Below are 26,501 nucleotides of genomic sequence, written 5' to 3' on the forward strand. Positions count from 1 at the left end.
TTAGAAACCAAACAACGTTACCAAAAACAGCAACACAATAAACGCCGCGCCTCCATAGAATAAACCGATCCAGGCTTTTTCTAAGCTTGCGGGTGGATTCTTTTGCCAAGCCCAACGCAGGTAATCCAGGCGAGCAGAATCTCTGCGGTTGCCTCTCAGGGTCGGTTGAGGCAGTTTATCTCGGTAATCCTCGCCATAGCGTGCGGTGTGAGCAAACGTCACTTCGCCTTGCGATCGTTGAGGCAAAATGCGGCGACGTTGATACGGCACAGTATTTTCGCCAAAAGTGGTCAAGTATTCTTCACTGTTGAGCAACTGCTCGACAAATCCCTGCAATCCTTTGGTTGCAAGCACGATCGACCAAGCAATTTTTTCGCGATCGCCATATACATTTCGTCCCAAAACGCGCTGAATGCAAAGCTCAACAAATCGATAATTGTTGTTGCTTTCATAGTTGAGTCGCCGGAAGGAATCAGACAGCAGCAAGCCAGCGATGAATCCTTTGACGGTGATTTGTCCCGATCTCAACTGTGATTCTAAAAACTGTTGGCGATAGTAACTGAGCATTTGTTGCTCATTAAAAATCTGACGATAAGCTGCTGTGATCAATGTATCAAAGTCAGTTCTAGACAGGAGATTATCGGTTGTGTAGATCCGAGGCTGTTCATCACCTGGAATCTCAAATCCTTCGACTCGATGATTTTGAGAAACGGGGGGATAGGTTAAGAGAGACATGGACATAAGCGTTTTCCAAACGGGTTTTTTCTAGCGATCGCACTCTAGCGCGACCCTTCAAGCTGAAGGATCTCATACGAGCCGTAAGGAAATGGGTGATGAAACGGTAAAGAAAACGGAAAGAATCAGCGTGGGTAACAAATCTTGAGATTTCCTGATCTTTTTTGAAGTTCACTTCTCGTAAAATTGGTATGAATGAGTATAAATCTCTATGAAGTCACCCTCACGGTATGAGGATTCTCCTGGTTGAAGATGATGTGCGGCTTGCAGAAACGTTGGCGGAAGCGCTCAGCGATCAGCTTTACGTGGTGGATATTGCAACCGATGGAGAGTCGGGTTGGCATCAAGCCAGAGTGGTCGAGTACGACTTGATCGTGCTAGATGTGATGCTGCCAGAGTTAGATGGATTTAGCCTTTGTCAAAGATTACGATCGCATCGCTATGATTTACCGATTCTCATGCTGACTGCCTGCGACACACTCAACGATGAGATCAATGGGCTGGATGTCGGCGCGGATGACTATTTAGTGAAGCCTGTCGATTTACAAAAACTCTTTGCGCGAATTCGGGCTTTGCTGCGTCGAGGTAGCGTGAGTACGACTCCGGTTCTGACTTGGGGCGATCTCAGTCTGAATCCGAGTACCTGTGAGGTCAGTTATCGAGATACTCCGATTCATTTGACTCCGAAAGAATATGCGATTTTAGAATTGCTGTTACGCAATGGTCGTCGAGTTTTAAGTCGCAGTGTGATGATTGACCATGCTTGGTCTTCTGAGTCGTCGCCCGAAGAACCGACGGTTAAGGTTCACATTCGCGGACTCCGCCAAAAACTCAAAGCGGCGGGAGCATCCGAAGAACTGATCGAAACGGTTCACAGCAGAGGCTATCGTTTGAACCAACCAGAGCGCGAACCGAATCCGGCGGGTTGTTGATTGCCATATATAGAGTGGCTCTAGCAATTTATTGCGGTGAGCTTACTGGTCTGCTGTGGCTCCACCTAGTCTATTTTGGGTGGATGTTCTCCGAGTTTGATCCAGAGTCGTCTTGTGCGGACGAGCTGTGGACGATTCATCTGTAAGGCTGCGATCGTAGTTCGACCAACAGGAGTTAATCCAATCAGTTCTACTCCTTTTTCCTGCCATGCAAAGTGTTCTGCCCAAATTTGCTGATGGGGATGGAAGAGGGGCACAGTTTCATGAGTGACTGGGTCGATCGCGTTTTGGTGATTTGATTTATGACGGTTGCAAAATGGGCAGGCAAAGCAGAGGTTTTCATATGTTGTTTCGCCGCCTGCTGCACGTGGCACAATGTGCTCGAATTCAAAGGTCATAGCGGTCAGTGCTTCTGCGGTGTGGCAATAAGCGCAGCAGTTAGCGAAGCGATCGCGTACTCTTCTTTGTAGATCAACAGGAATGTAGCCGCTCATGATGCCTGTGCGAGGTCTTTGTTTTGCTGTAATGTATACCGCGCACGGGTTTTTAGAAGCGTGAGAGCGTCGGCTTCAGCTAAAAGTTGATCGAGTTGAGTGATTTCTGTCTCGGAGAGTTGATCGTTTGTTTGTTTTTCGAGTAAATCGTCTAGTCGAGTTTGATCGGTTGGGGCGAGTTTGCAATTGGCAAGGGCATGAAGTTCTGTGGGACTGATGCCGATCAGATAGTCTGGGTCGGCTGTGGGGGAATTAACCAAGCGTTGATAGTGGTCGAGGTCGAGGATGACACCAACGCGATCGCCTTGTTCATTGACGAGGTAACGGGCTGAGTCAGACATAAAAAAATGGCTTAATTTTTTTCTATTGCTATCGTATCGTCTGGGCAAAAGGTTGGCTCAGGCATGATTGACTTCTTCTATGATTTCGATGAAGGGGCGATCGATAAAAAGCAGAGACGCTATTCTTCTAAAACTTCGACGAGTTCTTCGATCGAGACATCAAATACTCGTGCGATTTTCCGAACAGAAAGCAGATTCACCATGACCATGCCGGGAGAATTTGCATAGGTTGCAACTGTGCTATACGGAAGTTCCGAACGTTCTGCAACTTCTTTCAATGTCCATCCTCGCTCGGTAGCTAGCTCCTTAATTCGCAACCTAAACACGTTTTACCCTAGCTTGACAGTATCGAGATTTCGATTTTTAATGGTCATAACCCAGAATCGAAATCTCGATACACCTGGGAAACAACATAATTCAAAGCGATCGCTCTTAGCCTGGAAAACTTGAAGCGATCGCACCTACGAATGAGGTACAGACATGATACCAATAGTTTTGTCATGCGTTGACACTTCTGCATTTTGGCGTGGAGGTGGACGATGACGTATCGCGATTCTCTTTTTCCCTGGTGCATCATTCGCTTATTGCCGAAAATGCAGCGCATTGTTGTTTGTCGCTGCCGAAATCGCAATCATGCTCAAGCGCAGATGCAGGCATTGAAACGATTGAATCGACAAGCCGTGTATGAAGTGATTTTCGATCCACCGGATTGAATCCAGCTTGCTTTTCCGATTTCAAGTTGAATCCAGCGTTAATTCCTGCTCTCAGATCTGAGAGCGGAATCCTTTATCCTGAAACAGTTTTAGGCTTTTATCTTTTGTTCTATTGCTTCATGGCAAGAAAATATCCAGAATAGATTTGCCTGACCTCAGATAAAAATCGCTCTCACTGCTCAATTCCTCAAAAGTGTGTAATCCTTGAAAACCGATTCCATCTTTTACAAAATTTTCCAACTCTTTCCCAGTGCCTTTTTCGAGTTAATTGGCGAGGATGATCCACGGACTGTGACTTATGTCTTCACATCTCAAGAAGTGAAGCAAACAGCATTCCGGCTCGATGGCATCTTTATGCCTCCGACTCGATTGCGCCAATTTCCCATCTATTTCGTAGAAGCGCAGGCATACAAAGAGAAACGGAACTTCTACTATCGCTTCTTCAGTCAAATTCATCTCTATCTCAACGATTACGAGCCTGTAAATGCTTGGCAGGCAGTGGTGATTTTCACAGAGCGACGTTTTGATCAAGCTTTGCCGCATCACTATTCGGAGTATGACAATAATCCAAGGTTGCAGCGCATTTACTTGGATGAATTGCCGTCGGATGTAAGCGATCGTAGTCTCGGGTTGTCCTTGTTAAAGCTGTTGGGAACGAAACCGAAAGAGGCTCCAGCAAAAGGTCGATCGCTCATTGACCGAACTCGGCAAGAACTCACAGATTTGACCGTCCAGCGAGATTTTATAGAATTAGTGGAGACGGTCTTCGTTTACAAATTTCCAAAACTATCTTTTAGCGAGGTCGGTGAAATGTTAGGGCTTGGCGATTTAAAGCAAACACGGGCATATCAAGAAGCGCTTCAAGAGGGACGCGAAGAAGGACGTGAAGAGGGACGCGAAGAAGCGCGGAAGGAGTATCTAACCCGTATGGTTCCAAAGCTCCTTCAGAAAGGCTGGACTGTTGAGGAGATCGCTGAAGATACGGGAGTTTCAGTAGAGACTGTGCAGGAATTTATCACTCAGGAATAGGTACAACACAATCTGGATTGCGAACCAAGCATCGATCGAGCAAGCTGATCTCTTGATTTGTTCTCGTAGGCACGATCTCGTCCGAAACATTGTGCAACCGAAGTGGAGAATTTTTCCTGTGTCTCAAAATGGGATAAATGGGACGAGTCAAATGAAGAGAGTCGGGAAGTTGCAAAAAAGTTTGTGCTGGCAAACTGCTATGACCCCAAGGTTGTCTGCCTGAGATTTGAGTGGGGGAAATCTTTCAAAAACGTTCGTTAGGGGGAAAATGTGCAGTGCCAGGTATCGAATTTCTGAAAGGTCGGTAAATTATGGAATAGCTAAGCATTTATAAACCTTTAAAAATCTCTAGAACTGGCTAGTGTTAAAGTTCACAAGTCGCTGCGCGAGAGAAGAGATGCCATTCTAGACCGCCAAAAGCATCCACAAAACGCCAACCAAAAGGAAATTTCCCGCTAAGAGATTTATCTAGGTCGTATGTGAGGTCGTCGATCCAGCTCCCATCCTTGAGCCAACTGACGCGATCTCCAAATTTTTCCCAATCGTCATTGTATTCCATCGGGCTACCGCATTCCTGCCAGATTCGCTTCTGTACACTGAAGCCCCATTTGCCATTGCTGTACTTCACCCACAGTTGATCTAGTATCCGCAAATCTTCACAAGGAAAGTTTTCGAGATCTTCACGATTGAACCATTGCCCTTCTTCCTTACCCACTGTTGTAATCATCAGCCGATAGGTTTCTTTATCTGCCGCTTTCCATTGCTGAGTGCTTAATAGTTCCTCAAGCATTTGATAGCGCAAGGTCTTTACCTCAGCTTCAGCTTCCCGCAGTGCATTCAGTTCCGCCAAATCCTGCTGAAGGTCAGCATCAATTCGTTTGCTCGTTTCCTGACAGCAAGCATCGGCAAGATCCTTAAAACCTTGAGACAACGCTGTGCGAATCAGAGTACTAGGTTTTTTCACCTGTGCCGCATACAGCAAAATCACAGGCTTCCACCAGTCTTCGCCAAACCGTTCATACAGCAAACTCTCCTCACCTCGCCGCACCACTTCCTTTGCTGCCAAAAACTCTTGAAAACTGAGATGCGAAAACTCAAACTCCTCCGATTCTCTCTGCACCAAAAGTTCACTAATCTGCTCAATCTGCCTCAAAAAGTCCGCAGGCGCGATCGATTCCTCTTGAGCTTTTAGATATCCCTCCAGTCGCTTCAGCAAAACCGCTTGCTCGACTCGTTCTTCTTTTTGCTGCATCATTTCCAGCGCCAACATTTGCAAGATGACTTGCGCTGTTGCATATTCATCATTGTCCCCTGTAAGCCAAGTTTCAAGATCCCTTGCGCCAGGACGATCGCGCAATTGCAGCACACAGATTTCTTGATACAGTTCTACTCGACGTTTTGGCAGCTTGCTACTGGGATAGCGTCGATGAAACATTGCAATCATATTCAGCAGCAGTGGATTTTGTGACAGATCTGCCAACTCCTGCCGCTGGTTGATTTGTTTGAGTAAATCATCCGCCGCATCTTGAGCCGCTTTCCGCACGGCTGGAATATCTTCTTTACCGTGGTGATAATATTCCTGACACCAGTACCATTTCTCCACAAAAGCTTTGCGCTGCGGTTCATTAAAGTTTCTGACGTACAGCAGCGAATTAAAATCGATGCGATCGCTACTGGTTTGCTCGTTGTAAGCCTTCGGTCGCGCTGTGAGAATAAACAGCGATTTACGATATTTTTTGCGCTGAGCATTCAACCAACGTGCCACGAGCGGACGTTTTGCCTTCGGAACTTCATCAAAGCCATCCAACATCACCAGCATTTTGCCCTGCTCTAGCATCGCCTTTGCCCAATCGGTCGGCATTTTCAGATCCGCGATCGGCAAGCTAGGAATGTGATGCTGCATGATCAACTCTGGCAAACTCGGCGGAGTCTCCTGGCTCAAAATCTCTCGGTACTTCCGCAGCAGTAACAAAACTGGAATATATCGCGTAACCTCTTTAGGCTGCTTATTTCTGCCTAAGCTATAAGCGATGTGTCGTAGTAACGTCGTTTTGCCATAGCCACCCCAAGCCAAGATTGCAATTTCACTATAAATCGCATCCCGCTTTGCCCGTGCCAGCAAATCCCAAATACTCACACCCGAAGCCTGCAACCGTTCCAAATCTTCAAGCGATCGAGAAAATCCTGGAGATGCCATACGTCCATCAAATTCTAGCGGCACAAAGACTTGCTCTAGCATTGGTGTAAAAATGCCGCTAATCTTCGCCATTCCTTCGGTGCTACAAGTTTCACACTCTGCCGCCTGCGCCTCAAAATATCGATCCTCGGCTGAAGTCAGTTTTGCGATCGCTTGTTCTCCGAATTGATCCAGCTTTTTGTTAACGACTTCTCCAGCTTTTTCTAACCGCTGTTGATTGCCTTTATGAATCGGCTCTAGCAACTTCCCAGCATAAGAGAAACAAAATCCAATCAAAGTTGAGGCGATCGCTTCACTCACTTTGTGTTCGATCAGCAAGAGCCACAGCCCATATCCTCCGCCTAGACCAATCCCACCCGGCTTCAGCACTTTGACGAGAATTTCTGCAAGCTGTTCTGGAATAGAAGCTTGTTTCGAGGGTTCTTCAGGCATAAAACTTTCGATGAGAGGCTCTATTTCTTTCTAGCGCAGAAATCCAAAACAAGCGCATTCAGAAAACCTCTTTCCTGAAAAACCAGTCAAAAACTAGAATGAAGTCGCGCTTCTCGTTTGAATTCAAGTGCGATCCACAGCTATTCTTCACTGTTATTGGTTTGATTATTGGGTTGCTCGCGCTGAAAAAATGTTCTAGTCAGCGTCTTTAACGTGACTGGTTCCTGCTCTTTGCGGCGTTTGCGATGTTGTAGCGCAGTTGTGCCTCGGCGACGTTGCCGCGATCGCGCAACACTTTCCACGCCCTCGTCATGCACCCGTCTTCGAGTCGGTTCGATGTTCTCTTCTTTCGACAGCCACCAATCGACGATAAATCCGCTTGCCGTTCCCCCGATCGCGCCGAGTGCAATACTAAACAGCGCTGGATAGCCCAGAGCATAGAGGCTAATTAGAAATAACAGCCAAATCTGAAGCCCAACGGCAAAGCCTTTAGATACTGGTTCTCCTTTCTCAGCCACGATCGTTCATTCCTAAGTTTCTCTATGAGGATACAGGCGAATGCACAATGTCGGTCTAATTATTATGAGGATTTTTCAAGACTTCTGAGAAAAAAGTCTCAACCAATTTTGGTTTTTCTGTTTCTAGAATCGGGCTTGCTGAAATGAGTTGACACATTTGGGACGATAAGAATGCGATGTAGAGCGTATCTTCGTCTAATTCTTTCACAACATAAACTTGCTCATCAGACGTCGCTTGCGCCAGAAGATGGTTGATTAGGATTAAAGCTTGTGCAGTCGAATAGTTCCATTTAGTCAAACTATGTGATTGATCAAGCACTCCCGGACAGAGTAAGAACATATTATGATTCAGGATAATTCCTTTATCTCCCTTCCCTGTCCAATATTCATCGATTGCAGCTATCAAAACGCCTCGACTTTCCAAAACAGGTTGCATAGCTTCAAACCAGTCAGGAAAGCACTCATAAAAATCTTCTCGGCTGATAGCAAAAAGACGATTGTAAGGACGTGGATGGTGTAGCCACAATACTCCTTCAATGATTTCTGTTTGGTCATCTTCTACTGCCGAAGCTAAATCAATATGCTGTTGCTGACCCTCTGTTAACCAAGGTGAACTGTTTTTTTCAGAAAGGCTTTTCAATACTGACATCATGCCAGGTTCTTCATGTTGGTAAAATCCCAGTCTTTCAAGCTGGCTCAACAATTCTTCCACGGTCAAAATCGCCAGATTACAAGGGGTATAGGGGCAGAAAATCTCTGCCCCACTTTTTACGCTTACTTTAGCTCAGCGTTTTAACCAGTGGCTTTTCCGTCTCGCTAAACGCTTCAAACGTTTGGTTTGCTAGGACATCGAGATCAGCATCGGAAATGTCCCCCTGTCGCTGCGCAACGCGATCGCGTAAAACTTCCGCCGGAACATCACAGTAGAGAATCTCAATCTCAATGCTCTGTGCTTGTGCTTTCTCAATCACGGGAGCGCGTAAAGCTTGACGATCGTACTTCGCATCCAAGATCACGGTATAGCCTTGAGATGCTAAAGTTGTGCCGAGTTCTAGTAAGCGATCGTAAGTCTTCTGAGTCATCTCAGGACTGTAAAGTGAAGCATCGCCTTTCTCATCCAACGCCACGCCACCTAAATGCTTACGAACTGCATCAGAGCGAATTTGAATGGCTCCAGTTTCACGGGCTAGTTTAGATGCGATCGTACTTTTCCCAGATCCAGAGAGTCCCGACATCAGAACAATCTTGCCTTGTCTCGGTTGCGTATACTCCCACGACAATCGATAGTAACGGCTAGCAGTTTCTTTCGATTCTGCCTTCACGGATTCTGGAACACTCGGATCACTCAGTAAGAATGAAGTAACTTTCGCTCGAACATAAGACTGACGGCTATTGTAAAGTGGCAAAACTTGTAAGCCTTCCCAGTCGCCCGATTGTTCGAGATACGCATTCAAAAACAGATTGCTTAGATCCCGACGATTCCGAGCATCAAAATCCATGATGATGTAAGCAACGTCGAACATCGTATCGACGAATCGGAACGGCTCATTAAACTCAATGCAATCGAACAAAAGAATCTTATTGTTCCAGAAGCAGATGTTTCTCAAATGAACATCGCCATGACATTCTCGGATAAATTTATGTTCGACTCGGCTTTTGAAAAGGGCTGCACTCTCAGCAAATAGCTTGTCGGTGTAAGCTTTCGTCTGATCAAATTGTTCTTGAGTCTGAGCCACTCCAATATAGCCAACCGTTTGATCGTAGTTTTCGTCGATCGCTTGGCGAATCTGAGACACTTCCCCAAAGCTGAGAATGTAATCATTCGTCGGTGCAGATTTGTGGAATGCTGCTAAAACCTTTGCTAAATCGAGTAAATGCTGCTCGGTGAGTTCTCCACGATCGTACATGGCACTCAGCAATGTCTCTTGAGGAAATTGCTGCATTTTCACCACATAATCCACGACTTCGCCTGAACCATCCAGCACAAACTTGTCAGCATCTTGCGTAATCGGCACAATGCCCAAATATAATTCTGCTGCACCGCGTTTGTTCAGCCGCAACTCTTCCTCACAGAAATGTTTGCGTTTTTCCAAAGTGGAATAGTCCAAAAAACCGAAATTCACAGGTTTTTTCAGCTTATAAACATAGTCTCCGGTGAGAAAAACATAGGAAACGTGAGTCTGAATTAACTCGATCTCGCCTTGAACCGGATGATCATAAATTTCGGGATTGAGCAGCGCTTCAACGATCGGGGGAAGAGTTGTCGTCGTCATACAATTACATCTACACAGAAGGACAAGAATTCGAGAGACATGAAAAAAGCCAGGGATCTCTCCCTAGCTTTATATACATCACATTTATCAGCAAGCCGCAAAGCCTAGCCTTTTTGAGCAAAAAAGCTGATGTGATACAACGAACCCTTCCAAGGATGGGTCTGAACTTCACGCATCACGGTCTTGCCATTCCAGGACAATTCTGGAATATTCACTTCTACAACAGATTTATTCGGCGCAGCATCCCGAACTAGGAAGCCCGCAGCCTTAGCATCGACGACTAAGTGAATCGACTCAGCACCATTGTGGCCATACAAAGTAGCAGGAATTTTGCCATCGCGGCGCAGCGCATTCGGCTTAGTTCCTTCAGGACGTTTTTGAGCTTCGATCGAGAACGGCATAATTCAAACCTAAAATCTACTAAACGTTTGCGGGTTGGGGCGTTCCGTTGGTATACAACAACGCCCGTTTCGGTCCATGAATGGGATCTTCAACAATGATCGTTTGATCGCGTTTTGCACCTAACGAAACAATCGCGATCGGCACATCCATTAATTCTGCCAGGAACTTGAGATAATCCAGCGCTTCTTTCGGCAAATCATCGAGCGATCGACACGCTTCGGTCGATCGTTTCCATCCTGGCATCGTTTCGTAAATCGGCTTGCATTGAGCAAACAAGCGCGAATTACTGGGAAAATCTTCGCAGCGCTGCCCATCAATTTCGTAGGCAACACACACTTTGATTTCATCCATTTCGTCTAAAACGTCTAGCTTCGTGATCGCTAGACAGTCCAGACCATTGATGCGGACGGCATACCGTCCAATCACTGCATCAAACCAGCCACAGCGTCTTTGTCGCCCCGTCGTCGTACCAAACTCAGCACCACGATCGCACAACAATGCGCCCATTTCTTCATGCAACTCGGTTGGGAACGGACCTTCGCCCACCCGAGTGGTATACGCTTTCGCGACACCAATGACGCGATCGATCACCGTCGGCCCAATCCCTGTCCCCACACAAGCCCCGCCGGATACCGGATTCGAGGACGTGACATAAGGATAGGTTCCATGATCCAAATCGAGCAGCGTGCCTTGTGCGCCTTCAAACAAGACATTGCGTTTGCGGCGAATCGCATCGTAAATCTTTAGCGAGCTATCCACAACATGCGGACGCAAGCGATCGGCATAGCCCATATACTCTTCAAACACTTCGTCTGCACTCAGCGGGGGCAGATCATAGAGCTTTTCGAGAATGGTGTTCTTTTGGGCGATCGTCCAAGCCAACTGCTCACGGAATCCTTCTGGATTCATCAAATCGACGATCCGAACGCCGACGCGCTCAGATTTATCGGCATAGGTCGGTCCAATGCCGCGTCCGGTTGTGCCAATTTTGTGATTTCCGCGCTGTTCTTCGGCGGCTTTATCGATCAAACGGTGATAAGGCATCGTCACATGTGCCGTCTCAGAAATCAGTAAGTTCTGAGTCGTAATGCCGAGTGCCTCAAGCTGATCCAACTCTTGAATCAGCACCTTTGGGTCGATAACCGTTCCACAGCCGATAATACACTCCGTATCCGGGTACAAAATTCCAGACGGAATCAAATGAAGCTTAAAGGTCTGATCCTTGACAACGACCGTATGCCCTGCATTGACACCACCTTGATAGCGCACAACGACATCTGCCGATTTACTTAATAAATCGGTGATTTTGCCTTTACCTTCATCGCCCCACTGGGCGCCAATAACAACTACGTTAGCCAAGGGTTTTCAGGAGTCTAAAGTTTTCAACAAACTCCCATTATCCTCACGAGGTGCGTTCTGTGTCAAATGGATCTTCAACAAGGATTTGCCCATCTTCTTGAACCCAGGCAATTCGGGCAATTCGTCGCTGTCGGGCATAGGTTTGAATCTGCTCACGGGTTCCAGCGGTCAAATTCACCTCGACCACGGCTCCCGATTCTCGCAATTTTTGCGCCTGTGCAAATGCCAGTTGAGGCGAGTCTGACACGACTAGCCAATCGCTCGATCGCGTTTGTTTAGGAAGTTGCCCGGTTGCCAATAGGATTTGATGCAGATTCTCCAAGTGCAGTGAAAATCCGATCCCTGGGATTGATTGTCCTTGCGAGTGAAATTGCCCCAAAAGTTGGTCGTATCTTCCGCCTTGTCCTAAAACGACTTGCCCGGATTGGGTTACGACTTCAAACACGATTCCGGTGTAATAGTCGAAGGTCTGGATCAAGCTGAGATCTAACACGATCGGCACGGTCAAACTCGCTTGCAGGAGTTCAACTAACGATTTGAGATTATTGACGATCGCTCGTTCTGAGTCGTCTAAATCCAAGGCGCTGACGCGCTGTAATACATCACTCGGCTTGCCGCGCAAATCTAGAAGCAGTAAGGCACGCGCTTTTAATTCGTCTGAGAGGGGTAAAGCTTCTAAACTTAAGCGATCGAGCGTGGCAATTGCGTGTCGAACTTTCGAGCGGATCGCTTCTGGAAATCCCGATAAGAGCGATCGCGTTAATCCCGCTTCCCCTAAAATCAACTGTCCGGGCAATTCCACTGCGTGCAGACAATCCATGACGAGCAACAGAATTTCTGCATCTGAGCAAACCCCATCCCCGCCAAGCAATTCGACTCCCGCCTGATAAAACTCTTGTTGGCGAGTATGGCTGCCTTCTTGGGCGCGCCGAAAGACATTCGCGTTGTAGTACAGTCGCTGCGGAAATGTACTATTCGCTAATCGAGTCGCCACGGTTCGTGCGATCGAAGCCGTCAGTTCTGGACGTAATCCGAGCGGATCTTCTTCGAGTTGATGCAGTTGAATGACCGTAGAACGCTCGATCGCGCCCCCTGCCATCAGCGTGTCTAAGCGTTCGAGCGTCGAGGTAATAATCCGGTGATAGCCCCAAGCATGAAACACTTGCTGAAGGCGATCTTCAATCCAACGTTTTTGGGCGACATCGAGAGGCAGGAGGTCGCGTGCCCCTGCAGGAGGCTGGTAAACCATTTTGAGAGAAATTTAGCGTTACTTTTTCTTACCGAAAAGACCGCCAAACAGACCGCTGCCAGATTTAGATGAGGGTTGCTTCGTCGCATTCGATTTTGCACTCGGCTTTTCTGAAGACGAAGGGATCGCAGGGGGATCGATTCTCTGCTTGCCAATCAAGGCGCGCTCGTCTTGCGGATCGATCGACAGCGCTTTCGTAAAATGAATCTTCGCCATCGTCGGTTGGTTTTGCCGCAAATAAACCATGCCCATTAAACTGTGACAGCGGCTACTGTTTGGGTCAATTTTTAAGGCATCTCGCAATTCTATCGTTGCTTGGGCAAAATTTCCCTTTGCCGCAAATCCTTCGGCGCGACGATAATACTGATCACTCAACGATTCAGCTTTGGCTTGAACCTCTTGAGGCTTGGCTTGAGCGTTGTTAGTTGCGGGGATGAAAGTCTTGTTTTTCGGAACTCCAACAGAATCGCTGGCGGCTTCTCGACGAATCAGATAGGCAAGATTCAGTTCGCTGATTTGGGCAATCAGTTCGCAAGCCTGATCGAGCTGCTCATACTGCCGATTGGATAAATCTTGCAGTGCTGTGCGGTAAAAGTGATCGGGATTGCTTGCGCTCAAAAGCTGCTGAGCTAGACTGCTGAGCACCCCAATGGTGTGAAAATTGCGGGCGGCTCCCTGCCCTTTCATTTTCAAAACAATCAAATGATCAGTCCGGGCTTTTTCTTGGGAGAGTTTTTCCCAGGCTGGATTCACCAGCTTGGATAAGAGTTGTTCAGCAAGTTGTCTATCTCCCTCACTTTCAGAAATGCAGCTATCGGGGTGTAAGCGACGGGCGATTTTTAGATAGTTTTTTCGGATCTCTTTGACATCGGCTTCGATCGAGACACCTAAAATGGCGTGAGAGTCGGAAAAGTCTGAGAGAAATAGCCCGCGATCGATCTGGAAGCTCATGGGTTACCTGTGATTTCAAGGAACGAGTTTGAGGGGTGCTGAGCCTGAGAGGTGCGGCTTCAGTCCTGTTTTATAGTTCCTTGAAATCCACAAAGCTCGACATCTGAGGTCTATTTTCGTCGCACGTCAGTGACCCGCCAGCTTAATTTCAGATTGATCCAGAAATTCCAGAAAGTAACCAGCACGATCGCGATCGGTTTGGCGATGAATTCGCTGACGTGAAACACATCATGAAAGAGACTGACGATTAAGGCTTGGAGAATGATCCCCATCAAGCAGATTGTATTGAACTTGAGAAAACGCTTAAATCGTTGCCGCTTGCCGGGTTGACCGCGCGCGATATCGCCAAACGTCCAAAGGTCATTCCAGAGAAAATTATTGATCACCGCCAATTCTGCGGAGAGCATCGTACTGCGCGCCAAATTCAAGCCGAGCGAGGTGCGCAGGAAATAAAAGGCTGCCATATCAACAAAGACGCCACTGAAGCCGACGAGTCCAAAGCGTAAAAAGCGTCCCAACTGGAATTTTTCCCGCAATCGGCTAATTCTGCCGCGCGATCGCAGTTTGCCTAAGTGCATGAGATATTCAACATACTGCCGCCAAGTGACTTTACTCTCGCCTTCTTGTCGTTCTTGGAAGACATAGCCGACCTCGGTAACTCGGTCAACCTGACCCCGACCAATTACTTCTAAGAGAATTTTGTAGCCGAGTGGACTCAGCAGACAGTCCGCGATCGCACTACGTCGCACCATAAAATAGCCGCTCATCGGATCAGACACGCGTCCAACCACGCTTGGCAAGATCACCAATCCGAGCAGTTGTGCGCCTCGCGATAGTACACGTCGAATCAAGCCCCAATCGCTGGTTCCGCCCCCTTCAATATGCCGACTCGCAACTGCCAGATCCGCGCCATTCTTAATCGCTTGCAGAAGTTTCAACAATACTTCAGGCGGGTGCTGCAAATCACCATCGATTACGCCTAAAACTTCGCCTCGTGCGGCTTGCCAACCGCGAATCACGGCAGTCGATAAGCCGCGCTCCGCCTGCCGCCGCATCACTCGCAGATTTGGGAAATCCACCGTCATCTGCTGAGCAATTTCCCACGTGCGATCGGGACTGTCATCATCGACGATAATCAGCTCGTAATCATTTGGCAATGCATGATCCAACAATCCCGTCAGGACGCGAACGATTTGTTCTACATTTCGCGCTTCGTTGTAGGTGGGAACGATCAGCGAAAAGTAGATCGACTGAGATTGTCGCTCGATCGCCGGGTTTGCGTGTGGGATTTTTAATTCACCCGCAGGTGGCGGGACGAGAGAGGGAGGCACAATCATGAATTTGCGGTTAGGTAGGACAACAAGGACGAAACTACGGACTCACTTGATACAGCTTGATTTGAAATTCGTCTAAGCTCATAGTTCCCGATAGAGATTGAGTCTTGGCGATCGTAAAACGTTCCGCTAATGTTTGCTGAATTTTTTGGCGGTCTTGCTCGGTAGCAGCGGGCGACCAAATGGGTGCAGCGCTTTCTAGCCAGAGCACCCGTCGATATGGAGCATTGGTTAAAACCGTCTTCAAAGCTGTACCTAATTTCGCCGCAGGTTGAGCCAGTAGATCGACTCGACTCTGGGGCGGGATGTAATACGCTAAGCGATTCACATGTCCCCACGCTTGTGTGTCCATTGCGATCAGCGTTGGAGCCGCATCGAGTTGGATCAGCTCTGATACTTGATGAAACACCGAACGGGTTCTTAAAGTCAAATCACCCACATCGATCGTGAGATAGAACAGCAACAGAGTCAGAGCGATGATGCTTTGGTACGCTTTAACTTGGCGAATTGCGATCGTCATAAGCAACAAACACCCAGGCAAAACAAAGATCAGCGCGCGCCCTTCTCCAAATCCCAATGTATACTTTCGCGTCACAATATCGACGCAGAGTGCAAGTAACAAAGGTAGGATCGCCATTCCTAACCCTACTGTCAAACTTATTTTTTGACCAGATCTCTTAAGGCAGATGATCGATAGAACCAATCCGCAGGTTGCCAACAATCCAGCAATGATGGTGATTCCAGGTGGTAAACTCGTTGTCCAGTCTCCCACAATCAGATGAATCCCGATCGTTTGAAAGAGATCCTGAAGGTGTAAAAGGGCAGGGTTGCCCTCTGGGTTGCCAAACCGCCCAAGGTCGGCATTTCGCAATTGCTTCAACGTGCCCCAAATTGCCCAAGGCAAGGTCAGCAGCCCTGCAATGATCAGCCGAATGCCATGCTGGAACCAATGCCGCCGATCGAGCACCAAAATCAGCACCGAAACGACAACAATCCAATATGCAAATAAATAGAACGTGAGCAGACCACTGACGATCGACATCACGAATATAATTTGCCATGTCCAGCGAGGCTGAGACATGATTTCGAGCAATGCCCAAACGCTCAAAATTGCCCAAAATACAAGCGGTGTGTACATTCGGACATTGAGCGAGTGAAAGAGATAAAAGGGATTCGTTGCAATCAATGCGGCAAATAAAAGTCCGCTGCGATGATCTAGCAGTTTGCGCCCCAAACCATAAGCAGCAGCGATCGCGCCGAAACTCCACAGCATCGGCAAGCTGCGCATCGCAATTTCGCGATTGCCAAACAGGCGCAGCCAGAAATGGTGTGCAAAGAAGAACAGGGGCGGATGGGGTTCGCCTGCATAGAGTCCGCGCAGTAAGCCCTGTATCGTTTTAGCAAAAGATTCTTGGGGCAGATCAAGCAGGGAGGTGAGTTGAGCAAGTGCGATCGTGCCATCAGCGGGAAGAGAATATGCAGATCGTTGTCCGGTCGAAAGCAGCAGCGAGAGAACTTCGTCGTACCAGAATTCGCGCGTACCGAGATTGAGAATGCGGAGGAAAATTCCGAATGCGATCGTGCAACCGAGCAAAATTTCTAACGTTAAGCTTTTTCGGCAATAGAGGAGAAAATTGCGATTGAGCATAATTCTCATGGGTTAGGGGCTACAAGTAGTCTTCCCGTTCTGACTTTCTCGGCTATGATCCAGGTGCTTATTTTGACACGGATATGGCTAAGAAGCGCAAAAGCAAGGTCTCAGAAGCAGAGCCAGGATTGTCCCTGAAAGAGCGTTTGGCAGAAAAACGTCGGGTGATGTTAGCCCGTAAAGCGGCTGTTAATTTTATTTCTATGTCCACGATGATCTCGATCGTGGTGGGATTAGCATTATTTGCGGTTGGAGGAATTAAAGGCGCAGGCGGTGGTTTTGCAGGCGTGCTGACGCTGATGCTATCGTTCAAATTTCCCTGGCAAGCGCTTCATGCCTTTATGATTTACATGCCGTTTGGCGGAACGATTACGTATGCCACGGTGGGGAATAATCCGCTGATGCAGTTGGCGAAAGATGGGATGTATATTCCTGCTTTGATCAGTATTTATCAGTACTGTAAGCAGCGGGATTTGTCGATGATGATCCCGAAGTTGATGAAAACGCCTCTGATGCTGCTGCTCGTTTATTGTATGTTGGTGCTGCTGTTCGTAAATGGTTCGCAGCAGTTGTCTGCGGCTGAGGTGGCAATGACGACTCAGAAGCCGCTTGAACGACCTTTTTTCATGGGCATCTTGGGCTTAAAAGTTTTACTAGGCTATGTGCCGCTGATTCCCTGCGCTTATTACTTGATGAAGAAGAAGCAGGATGTCTATAACTTTATGCGAATCACAGTGGTGGTCGTGATCATTTGCTGTGGATTGGCATTTGTGCAGTACATGATGCTGAAGACAGGACGGTGCAAGGGGACTGAAGGGACAGGGGCGGAATTGTTTAAGGCGTCGCTGGATGCACGGTGTTTTGTGGGAGGGGCGCTACTGTATACGCCAGAGCAAGGGGTGATTCGATTGCCGGGGACGTTTGTAGCTCCGTGGCAGTGGGGATGGTATTTGATTTCGAGTGCATTTACAACGTTTGCAGTGACATTCTTCGATCGCAATTTGGTCTGGAAGATCATCGGTGGGATTGGAATGCTGATGACGATCATTATGGCGGTGATTTGTGGGCAGCGAATTGCGCTGATGCTTGTGCCTGTGATGATTGTGATTCAGTTGTTTACGACGGGGCAGATTGCAAATTTGAAGCGATTTGTGCCGATCGGAATTGGACTGGCGGGAGCGATTATGGTGGCGATGGCATCGAATCCAGCGGTGGTACAGGAGCGGCTGGATAGTGCAGTGGGTCGCTGGAATGCATCACCGCCTGATGCGTTTATTCGAGAGCAATTTGAAACGGTAGTGCGGGGGGCGAGTCTCCTTGGGAAGGGGTTGGGACGCGCAACGAATTCGGCGCGGGCAATGGGGGATACGCAGTTGATTGAGACGTACTATCCCAAGGTGATGTATGAGATTGGGCCGATTGGAACCGTGTTGTTTGTGGTGTTGGTGACGAGTTTGACGATCGCTTGTTTTCGAGCGTTTCGATCAGTCAAAGATAAGAATATTCGGGGATATGGAGCGGTTCTTTGGACGTTTGTGTTGGTGATTAGTTACAACACATATTACTATCCGTTAGATGTTGATCCAGTGGCGGTGTATTACTGGTTTTTTGCGGGGATTGCGCTGAAGTTGCCGGAGTTAGATCGTTTAGAACCTGTTCCAGTTGAAGATCCGAAGGCGAAAAAGAAGAAGCGAAGGCGATGAAAGTTCGACGTTTGAGGTCACTGGATCTCGAATCTTTTTCAGTACTTGCAAGCTAGTATCTAGATCATTGCCAGATCGTTGTCGTTCAAATGTTTAAGAGATTGGGCGATCGCTTTTTTTCGCGCTACCTTAAGTTCGATGACGATCGAGCAAATGGCAATGGCAACCAAGATTGGATCATTTCTGGCAAAACTTGGAAGTAAGCAAGCGGTTGAACTGACGAAGCAGGTGACAGATTCAACTAAAGCAGTGTTTGATCTGGCAAAGACGATTAAGGAAAAGCCATTGGATGGGGAGTTGTTGAAGACGGTTCAGCCTTATGTCGGTCAGATGGCTTCGTTGCTGGATGTGCTGAATTCGCCGTTGGGATTGATGGTGAAAGAAGTGGTTCCATTTGCATCGATCGCGGTGACGTTGCTGAATTTGGTCTGTGAGGCGACGAAGAAAGATCCAACACTGGAAGAGTGCATTATCGCGTTGGTTCAGGCGGCTTACTTGGAAAGTGTGAGGGGACAGCTTGCAGAGGATCAGAAGCTATTAGCTCGAATTGGTGAAAAGCAGTGTTCTAAGCCGGAGCGGATTTTGAAATTTGCTGAGGTTGAGATTAGCGATCGAGAAGCTAAAAAAGCAATTACTAGCTTTCCAGATTCGGAGTTGGCGCATCAGTTGAGCCAGATATTGCAGGCGCGGCTCGAAGATGCGGGGATGGCGACGAATAAAGCGGAATTGTTCTGCGATCGTGTGAGTTGGGCGGTTCCTCGGATTTTGATTCAGGAGCTTGCGAAGGCGGCGGATCAGCTTAAACCTCTGGCTGATTTTTATCGAATGAATGGGCAGGCGGTTTGGGAGCGATTGCAGAGTTTGGACGATTATTTGGCGAGGGAGATTGCGCCGAAGCCGAGTGAGACGGTTTTTGATGAGGAGAGGCTGACCTATCAGGATTTGTATGTTCGGCTGAAGGTGCAACTGCTGGATCAGGATGGGAAGCCGCTTGAGGAAGAGCTGATCGATTTAGAAACTTGGGCGGAGCAACAGTTATTGAATTCGACGGGGCAGGTCATTTTTATTCAAGGGGAAGCGGGACGGGGGAAGAGTGTTTTTTGTCGGATGTTTAGCGATCGAGTGCGGCGGACTTTGCCGTTTAGTCCGATCGTGATTCGGCTGAGATATTTGAGAAGTTTGGCGAATAATCTGACGCAGACGTTGGAGAGCTATTTGCAGAATTTGGATTTTGTTACGAGCGATTCGAGTTGGCTGACTGATCGAAATACGCGTTTTTTGTTTTTGCTAGATGGGTTTGATGAGTTGCTTTTGGAGGGGCGCTCAAGTGGTGGGCTGAAGGAGTTTTTGACGCAGGTTGAGGATTTTCAGCGCAGTTCGCATCACCGATTTGTGATTACGGGGCGACCGCTTTCTTTGCAGGGAATCGATCGCGTGATTACTCAGTCTAAGAAGCTAGTAAGAGTTGCTATTCTACCAATGGAGGATGCAATTCGAGAGCGCTGGCTGAGCCAGTGGGCGCAGCATTTTGGGACGGATGAAGCTCATGCTTTTAGTAAGTTTTTAGCAGACTGTCCGACAGAAGTAAACGATGAGCTAGCACGAGAGCCTTTACTGCTGTATTTACTAGCTAGGTTGCATCGAGAAAAGCGATTAGATGCAGAGATGCTAAGAACAGAGGAGAAGATTGAGGCGAAGGTGCGGATTTATGATACGGCAGTGAATTGGGTGATCGATAAGCAGCGTGAGAATGAGAATTTTAGGCTGACGGGGTTGGAGTCTGATGAGTTGCGGCGGTTTTTGACGGAGGCAGCGCTGTGTGTGGTGCAAGCGGGGAATGAGTTTGCGCCGATTCGGATGTTGGAAATGCGTTGTGTGAAGGATACGAATAACCCGATTGCTAAATTAATTCAGAAAGCAAGGCAGGAGACACAGACAGATGAGGCAAAAGCACTCAATAGTCTTTTAACAGCATTTTACATTCAGCCTGCATCAGGAGATAAGGGTGGCTCGGTTGAGTTTACACATAAGAGCTTTGGTGAGTTTTTGTGTGCGGAGCGGCTGAAGGATGCCATTGAAAGTTGGACGGAATCGCGTCGGAACAAGGATTTTTATCTTCGGACTGAACAATTGAATCAAGAGATTTATGATTTGCTAGGCTCAAAGGTTCTCACGGTTGAAATTGTGGAATGTCTGATGGAGCAGCTTAGACAAAGTGGCAGATTTAAGCCGATTGAGCTATTTGAGCGATTGCATGATTTTTATGATGCTTGGTGTGAAGGGACGTTTATTGATGCGCTGCCGGATGAGAATTTGCCCCAAAGAAAAATGCGACTGTTGAGAGAACAGTTACCAGAACAAGAAAAATCTCTTGGAATTCGGCAGGTTGATATCTATGCAGGCTTGAATGTGATGATTCTGCTGTTGAAATTACATCGCACTGCTCAGGAAAAGGAGGAACTCAAAGAGAAGATTGTGTTTTATCCAAGTGGGCAGGTTGTAGAAGGAGAACGCTACACATCTCGTCTTCTAAAGATTATTAGTTACAGTAGTTGTGTAGAGCTAGCAGGATTTAGTTCTATCGTTGGTGCTTTTCTAAGCTATGCCAACCTCACCAGCGCTAACCTCACCAGCGCTAACCTCACCAGCGCTAACCTCACCAGCGCTAACCTCACCAGTGCCTACCTCACCAGTGCCTACCTCCATGGAGCCGACCTCTCCAGTGCCGACCTCTCCAGTGCCTACCTCTCCAGCGCCGACCTCTACGGAGCCGACCTCTCCAGTGCCAACCTCTCCAGCGCCGACCTCTACGGAGCCGACCTCTCCAGCGCCAACCTCTACGGAGCTAACCTCACCCGTGCCAACCTCGACAGCGCCGACCTCTACGGAGCCAGCCTCTACGGAGCCAACCTCTACGGAGCCGACCTCTCCAGCGCCAACCTCTACGGAGCTAACCTCACCCGTGCCAACCTCGACAGCGCCTACCTCCATGGAGCCGACCTCACCAGCGCCGACCTCATCAGCGCCGACCTCACCAGCGCCATCCTCGATAACATTAGTTGGAATGAAGAAACAAATTGGGAAGGAGTAAGAGGGTTAGAAACAGCAATCAATGTCCCGATCGCTCTAAAACAGCAGCTAGGTCTAGAGTAAAATCCTGCGATCTCGAATCTGCGGAAAATGTGCGATCGCGGATAATAGGAGAAAGCGATCGAGGGCAGATATCATGTCGTACAAAATTGATGTAGTAATTGAAAAAGACGAAGACGGTTATTATGCTTACTGTCCAGCGCTCAAAGGCTGTCAAACTCAGGGAGACACCTTAGAAGAAGTTCAAGCCAATATTAAAGAAGCGATCGAGCTATATCTTGAAACTCTTTCAGACGAGGAGAAAAGCATTCTTCAAAGGCAGGAAATCTTGACAATGACATTAGAGGTGCAAGTTGCCTAAAGCGCCACGTCTAACTGCTCAAGAAGCAGAAAAACTTTTATTAGATGCTGACTTTACACTCATCAGAACAAACGGTAGTCATCGAATCTATTTCAAGAATGGCATTCGAGTAGTTGTACCTTTCCATTCAGGTAAAATTCTGCATCCTAAAATCGTTAGACAAGTTCTTGATGCCATTAACCCCGCAGAAGAAGATTCAGACAACGACATCATCTAAGTTACATGCGATCGCGAATCTGCGGAAAATGTGCGATCGCGGATAATAGGAGAAAGCGATCGCACATTTATTATGGAAACGAATCTACTTCAACGAATCACCCACGATATCAACATTTGTCACGGTAAACCTTGCATTCGTGGCTTACGTTACCCGGTGGATTTCCTTTTAGAACTTCTGAGTGCAGGCATGACGATCGAAGAAATCTTGGCAGACTATGAAGATTTAGAACGCGAAGATATCCTCGCAGCGCTTTTATTTGCCGCTCGTCTCAGCCAAATTAAAAGTATTCACAAAATTGCTTCATGAAATTTCTAGTCGATGCTCAATTGCCCACTCGTCTTGCACGACTATTATCAGAAGCAGGATACGACACGCTACATACGCGCGATCTTCCATTCCGATGCTGACATCAATACGCTCTCGATCGCAGAACAAAGAATTGTCATTACAAAAGACGCAGACTTTCTCAATTCTTTTCTAACCATTCAACAACCATACAAATTGCTGTTAGTCACAACTGGCAATATCAAAAACTCAGATCTTGAGACAGTATTTACGCAAAATCTATCACGAATTGTTGAGTTGTTTGAACAACACTCTTATCTGGAACTGAGTCGTAATGAGATCACAGTTCACCAGTAAATAGTTCATCGCAGCTCGCTCTAAAACAGCAGCTAGGTCTAGAGTAAAATCCTACGATCGCGAATCTGCGGAAAATGTGCGATCGCGGATAATAGGAGAAAGCAATCGCACCTAGAAAATTTGAGATGATATGACAGGATTCGCGATCGCACCGTATGAACTTACCGAACCGAGAAACCGCATTTATTCAACCCCAAAAGTTGCTTGGATACTTGCTCTCAGAAACTCACTCCGTTGGAGGCTCAAAAGCAAAATTACTTCGTGGTGCTGGCTTTAATGAAGAAAATGTAGATATCCTAGAGCAAAGACTTCTGGAGATTGCGCGATTGCAATCTGTCAAGGAAGTTGTTACTTCTCCACACGGCACAAAATACATCATCGAAGGAGAAATAGAAGCCCCCAATGGATACTTGATTTCGCTAAGAACCGTTTGGATCATTGATATGGGATTGGATCATTGATATGGGACAAGAAACCCCACGCTTTGTAACTGCACATCCACTTTGAACATACAAGAGGCTGAAATGATTCAAGAATTAGACACAGTGATTCTGACTAGCGATATTCAAGAAAATGGTCTAAGAGCTGGCGATCGTGGAGCTGTTGTGCATTGTTATAGCGACGGGCAAGCTTTTGAAATTGAATTCATCAATGCAAAAGGGCATACAATCGCGCTTCTAACCTTAGCTCCTGCAGATATTCAGTTAGAAACAACCCAATCCAGGAACAAAGTTGCATCTTAAAGCTCAGCAACTATAAATCCATTGTCGAACAAATCTCATAGACGACTAGAATTTAACCTCTAAGCGATCGTAACCAGCGATAAGTCTTCCGAAGCGCATTGAGCAGCGCATAAGGAATCCGAATCCGTAACGGACAAAGAATCGGACGATACACCCAATAGTAAGCCTTCTTCAAATCTGTCCAAGCGGAACAAGCTTCTTCATGCAGAAAGTCCGACACATCCACCACATAGCCGCGTCCCTGATACATATTGACATTGCGACCATGAACATCATGCGGATGCAACCCGCGATCGCGAGCATAGTCCAAAGCGCGATCGATATCTTGAATCACTTGCACCGGAATCCGAATCCCTCGGTGCATACAGTCATAAAGCGTGACTCCATGCAGTCGCTTCAAAACCAGCATTCCATCTCGCGCATAGATACACTGCGAAAAAGCTGGATGAGCACCCAAGCGATCGTACACTTCAACTTCTTCTTCAAAACCTGGTCGTCCTGGTGCGTAAACTTTCACCACTTCATCCGGAAAATCTGGATGCGTAAACACGGCTGCATAATTTCCGGTTCCTAGCACTTGCCAAGGTGCAGGTACATGATGAATGACGATCGGATCATGCGGGTCACAACTCTCGATATTTAAATCAGGCAACAGCGTTTGATCAATCGTTTCAATCAGCGATCGCATAAGCAACTCCGAAAAGCGCGATATCCAGCACCATTCTGCCATCAGATTCAAATTACACCTGAGACTTTCCGCAAACGTGATCCAATGTCGATCGCGAAGAATCTAAGGTAGAATTCGCACCGAAAGCGTTTTCTGGTGCGTTGTGAATCTCAAACGACTCCTCCCTTATCTCACTCTTTTTCTTTGGGCACTCCCGATCGTTTTACTGCGAAGCTCTCAACAAAGCCTCATGGCTCACGATGAAGGGATTTACGCCACTCAAGCTCGCGCAATTCTGCAAACTGGAGATTGGATCACACCGCAATGGGGAGGAGGCTATAGTTTCGATCGTACCATTGGGATTCAATGGTTGATTGCTAGCTCATACCTGGGATTTGGAATCAGTGAAGGCACTGCCCGACTGCCTAGCGCGATCGCATTTATTTTGAGTGTGTTGCTTACTTATGCGATCGGCAAACGTCTGACGACTCCTCGAATGGCTTGGCTCGGAGCCGCAATTTTTAGCATCATTCCCTTAGTCGCACAATATGCGCGGCTCGGAACTCAAGACATGGTTTTAGTCTGCATCGAACTGATTGCAATTTGGACTTTACTGCTTGCCGAGACTTCGGGTCGTCCTTGGCGATTTGTGGCTGGAGCAATGTTCGGATGGGGCTTCATGATCAAAGGCTTCATGATCATTCCAGCGGCGATCGCGCTCTTTCCTTATTTGATTGCTCAGCATCGTCGGCATCGGCATTTACTCGATCCTTGGTTGTATCTAGGATTCGGAATTGGGCTTATGCCTGTGATTTTTTGGTTAGGAGCGGCGATTCAGAAATATGGAACCGCACCAATTCAAGAATTATTTGGCAAACTATTTCATTTAGGTGGACAAACGTATCAAGGAGCAAATCAGTTTTACTATTTCTGGAATATTCCTGCAAATGGATTTCCCTGGGTATTTTTTGCATTAGGCGGATTGTGGTTAGCATTTCGACATCCAGATATCAGAGCATTAATAAAATCACATCAAACTCGATTTTTACTCATTGGCTATCCTGTTACTCTGTTTATTGAATTAACATTGTTTGGAACGAAAACACATTACTATCCGTTGCAATTAATGCCGTTCGTTGGGCTATTTGCCGCGATCGCGCTTTCTCATCTCGTTCATCTCTATACCGAGAAGAAATACACGGGAGCGTTTATCGGTCTGAATTTACTTATGGGTGCGATCGCGATTTTCTTGTTAGTTGTTGTGAATAAACGCACGACAATTGCCCAATTGCTGCAATCTAGCAGTTTGCGAAGCAGTGAATTAGATAAGATTGCACTGGTCGTTTTAGCAGTTGGGTTAGGTTGGTTGAGTTTGCCGCTCATTTGGATTTTGCGCGATCGCATGGCTCACTCTGCAAAATACTGGGCAGCTAGTTGGCTCGTCACGTCTTGGTTCGCGATCGCAGCTTTACATTTAACTGGATTGTGGGGAGATTACGATCCGCAACTGAAGCAATTTCTACTTCAAGCCAATGTGCAGGAAGTTTTGCGATCGCAGCCTGTGAGCTTTATCGTCGATGAAAAAGCACTGAGTCGTGACGATCGCAAAACGCAACTCTTACTCAATTTCTACACTCCCAAAATTGGACAAGAAATCGAAAATCCTAAGATTCTACCCAACACCGATTACGCCTGGATTGATCCCAATCTTGCTAAGACACCTGGCTTAAAATATGAAATAGTTGATGTGTTTGAAGGCTGGAACTTGGCGAAACGCTGGCAACAAACAAAATAGGAGAAGTGGTTTACGGTCTAATTCTTAAAACTTGGTCAGCCGTCAGATTCAGACCCGGAAATGTGGGTGAACTGATCAACTGCTCTCCCCGAAATTGCTGAATCTGATATTGACCTTCTATTAATCTGCAAATGGAAAGTGTGGGACGCTTTGGGCTACCGATATGACGAGTGCCACCTAAGCCTGCATAGTCTACAATCCAATACTCTGGAATTCCCAAAGTTTCATAGTCTTCCAACTTGCGAGAATAGTCATTTTGCCAATTACTACTGACCACTTCAGCCACAAGTTTTATCGAAGTGCCCTGTGTCAAAATTGACTGTTCTCGCCAGAGCAATTCATTCTCTAACGCCATTTCATCGATCACAGCTACATCCGGTCGAAATGCTGTCATCTCAATGTTGGGCGGACGGAAAAGGGGACGTTGCAGAACCAGCCAAGGCAAATTTGCTAAGTCGATTTGCACACAAGCTTTTTGAGTGATGAATCCTGCGACCTGTTCATGCAAACCAGTCGGTTCCAAATCAAATACCTCTCCATCAATTAGCTCATAGCGATTGTCACTACCGTATTGAGCTAAAAACTCATCAAAGCTCAGGGGGCGATGTTGTACAGTTCGATTGCTTGCGATGCTCATGCGCCGATCGCTCCTTTGCTAAATGGATGCTGCCAG

At 47.2% G+C, this 26,501-nt stretch carries 29 protein-coding genes; 13 read left to right on the plus strand and 16 right to left on the minus strand.

Going from position 1 to position 26,501, the window contains the following annotated elements; genetic code table 11:
- On the minus strand, window positions 1-741 hold the full coding sequence (locus LEPBO_RS0128365; protein WP_026148987.1) for a phycobilisome rod-core linker polypeptide: 741 nt from the start codon (window positions 739-741) through the stop codon (window positions 1-3).
- Window positions 742-965: 224 nt separating this feature from the next.
- On the opposite strand from LEPBO_RS0128365, the gene LEPBO_RS0128370 reads away from it, so the two are divergent.
- On the plus strand, window positions 966-1,667 hold the full coding sequence (locus LEPBO_RS0128370) for a response regulator transcription factor (RefSeq protein ID WP_017290981.1): 702 nt from the start codon (window positions 966-968) through the stop codon (window positions 1,665-1,667).
- A 65-nt stretch (window positions 1,668-1,732) separates the two neighbouring features.
- Here LEPBO_RS0128370 and LEPBO_RS0128375 read toward each other — a convergent pair whose 3' ends face one another.
- From LEPBO_RS0128375 to LEPBO_RS0128385, 3 genes are all read right to left on the minus strand, one after another.
- Entirely contained in the window at window positions 1,733-2,161 is a 429-nt protein-coding gene (locus LEPBO_RS0128375; RefSeq protein ID WP_026148988.1) for an HNH endonuclease, read from the minus strand.
- Complete coding sequence (locus tag LEPBO_RS0128380) at window positions 2,158-2,502, minus strand: hypothetical protein (protein WP_017290983.1); 345 nt, start codon at window positions 2,500-2,502, stop codon at window positions 2,158-2,160. The genes LEPBO_RS0128375 and LEPBO_RS0128380 overlap by 4 nt, the downstream gene beginning before the upstream one ends.
- Window positions 2,503-2,621: 119 nt before the next feature.
- Entirely contained in the window at window positions 2,622-2,828 is a 207-nt protein-coding gene (locus LEPBO_RS0128385; protein WP_036044949.1) for a helix-turn-helix domain-containing protein, read from the minus strand.
- A 213-nt stretch (window positions 2,829-3,041) separates the two neighbouring features.
- Between LEPBO_RS0128385 and LEPBO_RS43465 the strand changes: the two genes are divergently transcribed.
- Window positions 3,042-3,215 carry a hypothetical protein gene (locus LEPBO_RS43465; protein WP_017290985.1) on the plus strand — a complete coding sequence of 58 codons (174 nt, stop codon included), beginning with the start codon at window positions 3,042-3,044 and terminating at the stop codon, window positions 3,213-3,215.
- Window positions 3,216-3,419: 204 nt separating this feature from the next.
- The gene (locus LEPBO_RS0128395; protein ID WP_017290986.1) at window positions 3,420-4,244 is read left to right on the plus strand and encodes an Rpn family recombination-promoting nuclease/putative transposase; all 825 of its coding nucleotides are present in this window, start codon (window positions 3,420-3,422) and stop codon (window positions 4,242-4,244) included.
- A gap of 364 nt (window positions 4,245-4,608) precedes the next feature.
- On the opposite strand, the gene LEPBO_RS0128400 is transcribed toward LEPBO_RS0128395, so the two are convergent.
- From LEPBO_RS0128400 to LEPBO_RS0128445, 10 genes are all read right to left on the minus strand, one after another.
- Window positions 4,609-6,873 carry a GUN4 domain-containing protein gene (locus tag LEPBO_RS0128400; protein ID WP_017290987.1) on the minus strand — a complete coding sequence of 755 codons (2,265 nt, stop codon included), beginning with the start codon at window positions 6,871-6,873 and terminating at the stop codon, window positions 4,609-4,611.
- A 140-nt stretch (window positions 6,874-7,013) separates the two neighbouring features.
- Window positions 7,014-7,391 carry a hypothetical protein gene (locus LEPBO_RS40430; RefSeq protein ID WP_017290988.1) on the minus strand — a complete coding sequence of 126 codons (378 nt, stop codon included), beginning with the start codon at window positions 7,389-7,391 and terminating at the stop codon, window positions 7,014-7,016.
- Between the two features lie 55 nt (window positions 7,392-7,446).
- On the minus strand, window positions 7,447-8,103 hold the full coding sequence (locus LEPBO_RS0128410) for a hypothetical protein (RefSeq protein WP_017290989.1): 657 nt from the start codon (window positions 8,101-8,103) through the stop codon (window positions 7,447-7,449).
- A 67-nt stretch (window positions 8,104-8,170) separates the two neighbouring features.
- A complete protein-coding gene (locus LEPBO_RS0128415; RefSeq protein ID WP_017290990.1) occupies window positions 8,171-9,664 on the minus strand; it encodes a bifunctional aminoglycoside phosphotransferase/ATP-binding protein in 1,494 nt (497 codons plus the stop codon).
- 104 nt (window positions 9,665-9,768) lie between these two features.
- Window positions 9,769-10,065 carry a 50S ribosomal protein L25 gene (gene rplY, locus LEPBO_RS0128420; RefSeq protein ID WP_017290991.1) on the minus strand — a complete coding sequence of 99 codons (297 nt, stop codon included), beginning with the start codon at window positions 10,063-10,065 and terminating at the stop codon, window positions 9,769-9,771.
- Window positions 10,066-10,084: 19 nt separating this feature from the next.
- Window positions 10,085-11,425 carry an adenylosuccinate synthase gene (locus LEPBO_RS0128425; protein WP_017290992.1) on the minus strand — a complete coding sequence of 447 codons (1,341 nt, stop codon included), beginning with the start codon at window positions 11,423-11,425 and terminating at the stop codon, window positions 10,085-10,087.
- 43 nt (window positions 11,426-11,468) lie between these two features.
- Window positions 11,469-12,674 carry an ATP phosphoribosyltransferase regulatory subunit gene (locus tag LEPBO_RS0128430; protein WP_017290993.1) on the minus strand — a complete coding sequence of 402 codons (1,206 nt, stop codon included), beginning with the start codon at window positions 12,672-12,674 and terminating at the stop codon, window positions 11,469-11,471.
- An 18-nt stretch (window positions 12,675-12,692) separates the two neighbouring features.
- The gene (locus LEPBO_RS0128435) at window positions 12,693-13,625 is read right to left on the minus strand and encodes a J domain-containing protein (RefSeq protein WP_017290994.1); all 933 of its coding nucleotides are present in this window, start codon (window positions 13,623-13,625) and stop codon (window positions 12,693-12,695) included.
- 110 nt (window positions 13,626-13,735) lie between these two features.
- Entirely contained in the window at window positions 13,736-14,962 is a 1,227-nt protein-coding gene (locus LEPBO_RS0128440; RefSeq protein ID WP_017290995.1) for a glycosyltransferase, read from the minus strand.
- 34 nt (window positions 14,963-14,996) lie between these two features.
- Window positions 14,997-16,607, minus strand: a complete 1,611-nt coding sequence (locus LEPBO_RS0128445) for a glycosyltransferase family 39 protein (protein ID WP_017290996.1) — start codon at window positions 16,605-16,607, stop codon at window positions 14,997-14,999.
- Window positions 16,608-16,690: 83 nt separating this feature from the next.
- On the opposite strand from LEPBO_RS0128445, the gene hpsL reads away from it, so the two are divergent.
- The 9 genes from hpsL (at window position 16,691) to LEPBO_RS0128485 (ending at window position 23,366) form a co-directional block, all read left to right on the plus strand.
- Entirely contained in the window at window positions 16,691-18,310 is a 1,620-nt protein-coding gene (gene hpsL, locus LEPBO_RS38540; RefSeq protein WP_017290997.1) for a hormogonium polysaccharide biosynthesis protein HpsL, read from the plus strand.
- Window positions 18,311-18,448: 138 nt separating this feature from the next.
- Window positions 18,449-21,463 (plus strand): pentapeptide repeat-containing protein, encoded by a 3,015-nt coding sequence (locus tag LEPBO_RS0128455; protein WP_017290998.1) that lies wholly within the window; start codon window positions 18,449-18,451, stop codon window positions 21,461-21,463.
- Window positions 21,464-21,536: 73 nt separating this feature from the next.
- The gene (locus LEPBO_RS0128460) at window positions 21,537-21,761 is read left to right on the plus strand and encodes a type II toxin-antitoxin system HicB family antitoxin (RefSeq protein ID WP_017290999.1); all 225 of its coding nucleotides are present in this window, start codon (window positions 21,537-21,539) and stop codon (window positions 21,759-21,761) included.
- Complete coding sequence (locus LEPBO_RS0128465; RefSeq protein ID WP_017291000.1) at window positions 21,754-21,978, plus strand: type II toxin-antitoxin system HicA family toxin; 225 nt, start codon at window positions 21,754-21,756, stop codon at window positions 21,976-21,978. Before LEPBO_RS0128460 ends, LEPBO_RS0128465 begins: the two co-directional genes overlap by 8 nt.
- Window positions 21,979-22,050: 72 nt before the next feature.
- On the plus strand, window positions 22,051-22,287 hold the full coding sequence (locus tag LEPBO_RS0128470) for a DUF433 domain-containing protein (RefSeq protein ID WP_017291001.1): 237 nt from the start codon (window positions 22,051-22,053) through the stop codon (window positions 22,285-22,287).
- Window positions 22,284-22,388 carry a DUF5615 family PIN-like protein gene (locus LEPBO_RS45440; RefSeq protein ID WP_394368063.1) on the plus strand — a complete coding sequence of 35 codons (105 nt, stop codon included), beginning with the start codon at window positions 22,284-22,286 and terminating at the stop codon, window positions 22,386-22,388. The genes LEPBO_RS0128470 and LEPBO_RS45440 overlap by 4 nt, the downstream gene beginning before the upstream one ends.
- Entirely contained in the window at window positions 22,369-22,623 is a 255-nt protein-coding gene (locus LEPBO_RS38545) for a DUF5615 family PIN-like protein (protein ID WP_394374099.1), read from the plus strand. Before LEPBO_RS45440 ends, LEPBO_RS38545 begins: the two co-directional genes overlap by 20 nt.
- A gap of 155 nt (window positions 22,624-22,778) precedes the next feature.
- Complete coding sequence (locus LEPBO_RS38550) at window positions 22,779-23,084, plus strand: DUF6883 domain-containing protein (RefSeq protein ID WP_017291002.1); 306 nt, start codon at window positions 22,779-22,781, stop codon at window positions 23,082-23,084.
- 63 nt (window positions 23,085-23,147) lie between these two features.
- Complete coding sequence (locus tag LEPBO_RS0128485; protein WP_017291003.1) at window positions 23,148-23,366, plus strand: DUF4926 domain-containing protein; 219 nt, start codon at window positions 23,148-23,150, stop codon at window positions 23,364-23,366.
- 52 nt (window positions 23,367-23,418) lie between these two features.
- Here LEPBO_RS0128485 and LEPBO_RS0128490 read toward each other — a convergent pair whose 3' ends face one another.
- The gene (locus LEPBO_RS0128490) at window positions 23,419-24,054 is read right to left on the minus strand and encodes a serine/threonine-protein kinase (protein ID WP_197693228.1); all 636 of its coding nucleotides are present in this window, start codon (window positions 24,052-24,054) and stop codon (window positions 23,419-23,421) included.
- A gap of 229 nt (window positions 24,055-24,283) precedes the next feature.
- On the opposite strand from LEPBO_RS0128490, the gene LEPBO_RS38555 reads away from it, so the two are divergent.
- The gene (locus LEPBO_RS38555; RefSeq protein WP_051077831.1) at window positions 24,284-25,828 is read left to right on the plus strand and encodes an ArnT family glycosyltransferase; all 1,545 of its coding nucleotides are present in this window, start codon (window positions 24,284-24,286) and stop codon (window positions 25,826-25,828) included.
- Between the two features lie 10 nt (window positions 25,829-25,838).
- Here the strand turns inward: LEPBO_RS38555 and LEPBO_RS0128500 are convergent, their stop codons facing one another.
- Window positions 25,839-26,465 (minus strand): Uma2 family endonuclease, encoded by a 627-nt coding sequence (locus LEPBO_RS0128500; protein WP_017291006.1) that lies wholly within the window; start codon window positions 26,463-26,465, stop codon window positions 25,839-25,841.
- Window positions 26,466-26,501: the final 36 nt, after the last annotated feature.

Source organism: Leptolyngbya boryana PCC 6306, assembly GCF_000353285.1.
In the GTDB taxonomy this organism is placed as follows: domain Bacteria; phylum Cyanobacteriota; class Cyanobacteriia; order Leptolyngbyales; family Leptolyngbyaceae; genus Leptolyngbya; species Leptolyngbya boryana.

Coding starts and splice junctions, on each gene's coding strand:
- LEPBO_RS0128380 (WP_017290983.1), bottom strand. CDS start 2,502: ATGTCTGACTCAGCCCGTTACCTCGTCAATGAACAAGGCGATCGCGTT.
- LEPBO_RS0128365 (WP_026148987.1), bottom strand. CDS start 741: ATGTCCATGTCTCTCTTAACCTATCCCCCCGTTTCTCAAAATCATCGA.
- LEPBO_RS0128435 (WP_017290994.1), bottom strand. CDS start 13,625: ATGAGCTTCCAGATCGATCGCGGGCTATTTCTCTCAGACTTTTCCGAC.
- LEPBO_RS0128400 (WP_017290987.1), bottom strand. CDS start 6,873: ATGCCTGAAGAACCCTCGAAACAAGCTTCTATTCCAGAACAGCTTGCA.
- LEPBO_RS0128470 (WP_017291001.1), top strand. CDS start 22,051: ATGGAAACGAATCTACTTCAACGAATCACCCACGATATCAACATTTGT.
- LEPBO_RS0128375 (WP_026148988.1), bottom strand. CDS start 2,161: ATGAGCGGCTACATTCCTGTTGATCTACAAAGAAGAGTACGCGATCGC.
- LEPBO_RS0128415 (WP_017290990.1), bottom strand. CDS start 9,664: ATGACGACGACAACTCTTCCCCCGATCGTTGAAGCGCTGCTCAATCCC.
- LEPBO_RS0128490 (WP_197693228.1), bottom strand. CDS start 24,054: ATGCGATCGCTGATTGAAACGATTGATCAAACGCTGTTGCCTGATTTA.
- LEPBO_RS0128485 (WP_017291003.1), top strand. CDS start 23,148: ATGATTCAAGAATTAGACACAGTGATTCTGACTAGCGATATTCAAGAA.
- LEPBO_RS0128455 (WP_017290998.1), top strand. CDS start 18,449: ATGACGATCGAGCAAATGGCAATGGCAACCAAGATTGGATCATTTCTG.
- LEPBO_RS0128370 (WP_017290981.1), top strand. CDS start 966: ATGAGGATTCTCCTGGTTGAAGATGATGTGCGGCTTGCAGAAACGTTG.
- LEPBO_RS0128445 (WP_017290996.1), bottom strand. CDS start 16,607: ATGCTCAATCGCAATTTTCTCCTCTATTGCCGAAAAAGCTTAACGTTA.
- rplY (WP_017290991.1), bottom strand. CDS start 10,065: ATGCCGTTCTCGATCGAAGCTCAAAAACGTCCTGAAGGAACTAAGCCG.
- LEPBO_RS45440 (WP_394368063.1), top strand. CDS start 22,284: ATGAAATTTCTAGTCGATGCTCAATTGCCCACTCGTCTTGCACGACTA.
- LEPBO_RS38555 (WP_051077831.1), top strand. CDS start 24,284: ATGGCTCACGATGAAGGGATTTACGCCACTCAAGCTCGCGCAATTCTG.
- hpsL (WP_017290997.1), top strand. CDS start 16,691: ATGGCTAAGAAGCGCAAAAGCAAGGTCTCAGAAGCAGAGCCAGGATTG.
- LEPBO_RS0128430 (WP_017290993.1), bottom strand. CDS start 12,674: ATGGTTTACCAGCCTCCTGCAGGGGCACGCGACCTCCTGCCTCTCGAT.
- LEPBO_RS0128500 (WP_017291006.1), bottom strand. CDS start 26,465: ATGAGCATCGCAAGCAATCGAACTGTACAACATCGCCCCCTGAGCTTT.
- LEPBO_RS0128460 (WP_017290999.1), top strand. CDS start 21,537: ATGTCGTACAAAATTGATGTAGTAATTGAAAAAGACGAAGACGGTTAT.
- LEPBO_RS38550 (WP_017291002.1), top strand. CDS start 22,779: ATGAACTTACCGAACCGAGAAACCGCATTTATTCAACCCCAAAAGTTG.
- LEPBO_RS43465 (WP_017290985.1), top strand. CDS start 3,042: ATGACGTATCGCGATTCTCTTTTTCCCTGGTGCATCATTCGCTTATTG.
- LEPBO_RS0128440 (WP_017290995.1), bottom strand. CDS start 14,962: ATGATTGTGCCTCCCTCTCTCGTCCCGCCACCTGCGGGTGAATTAAAA.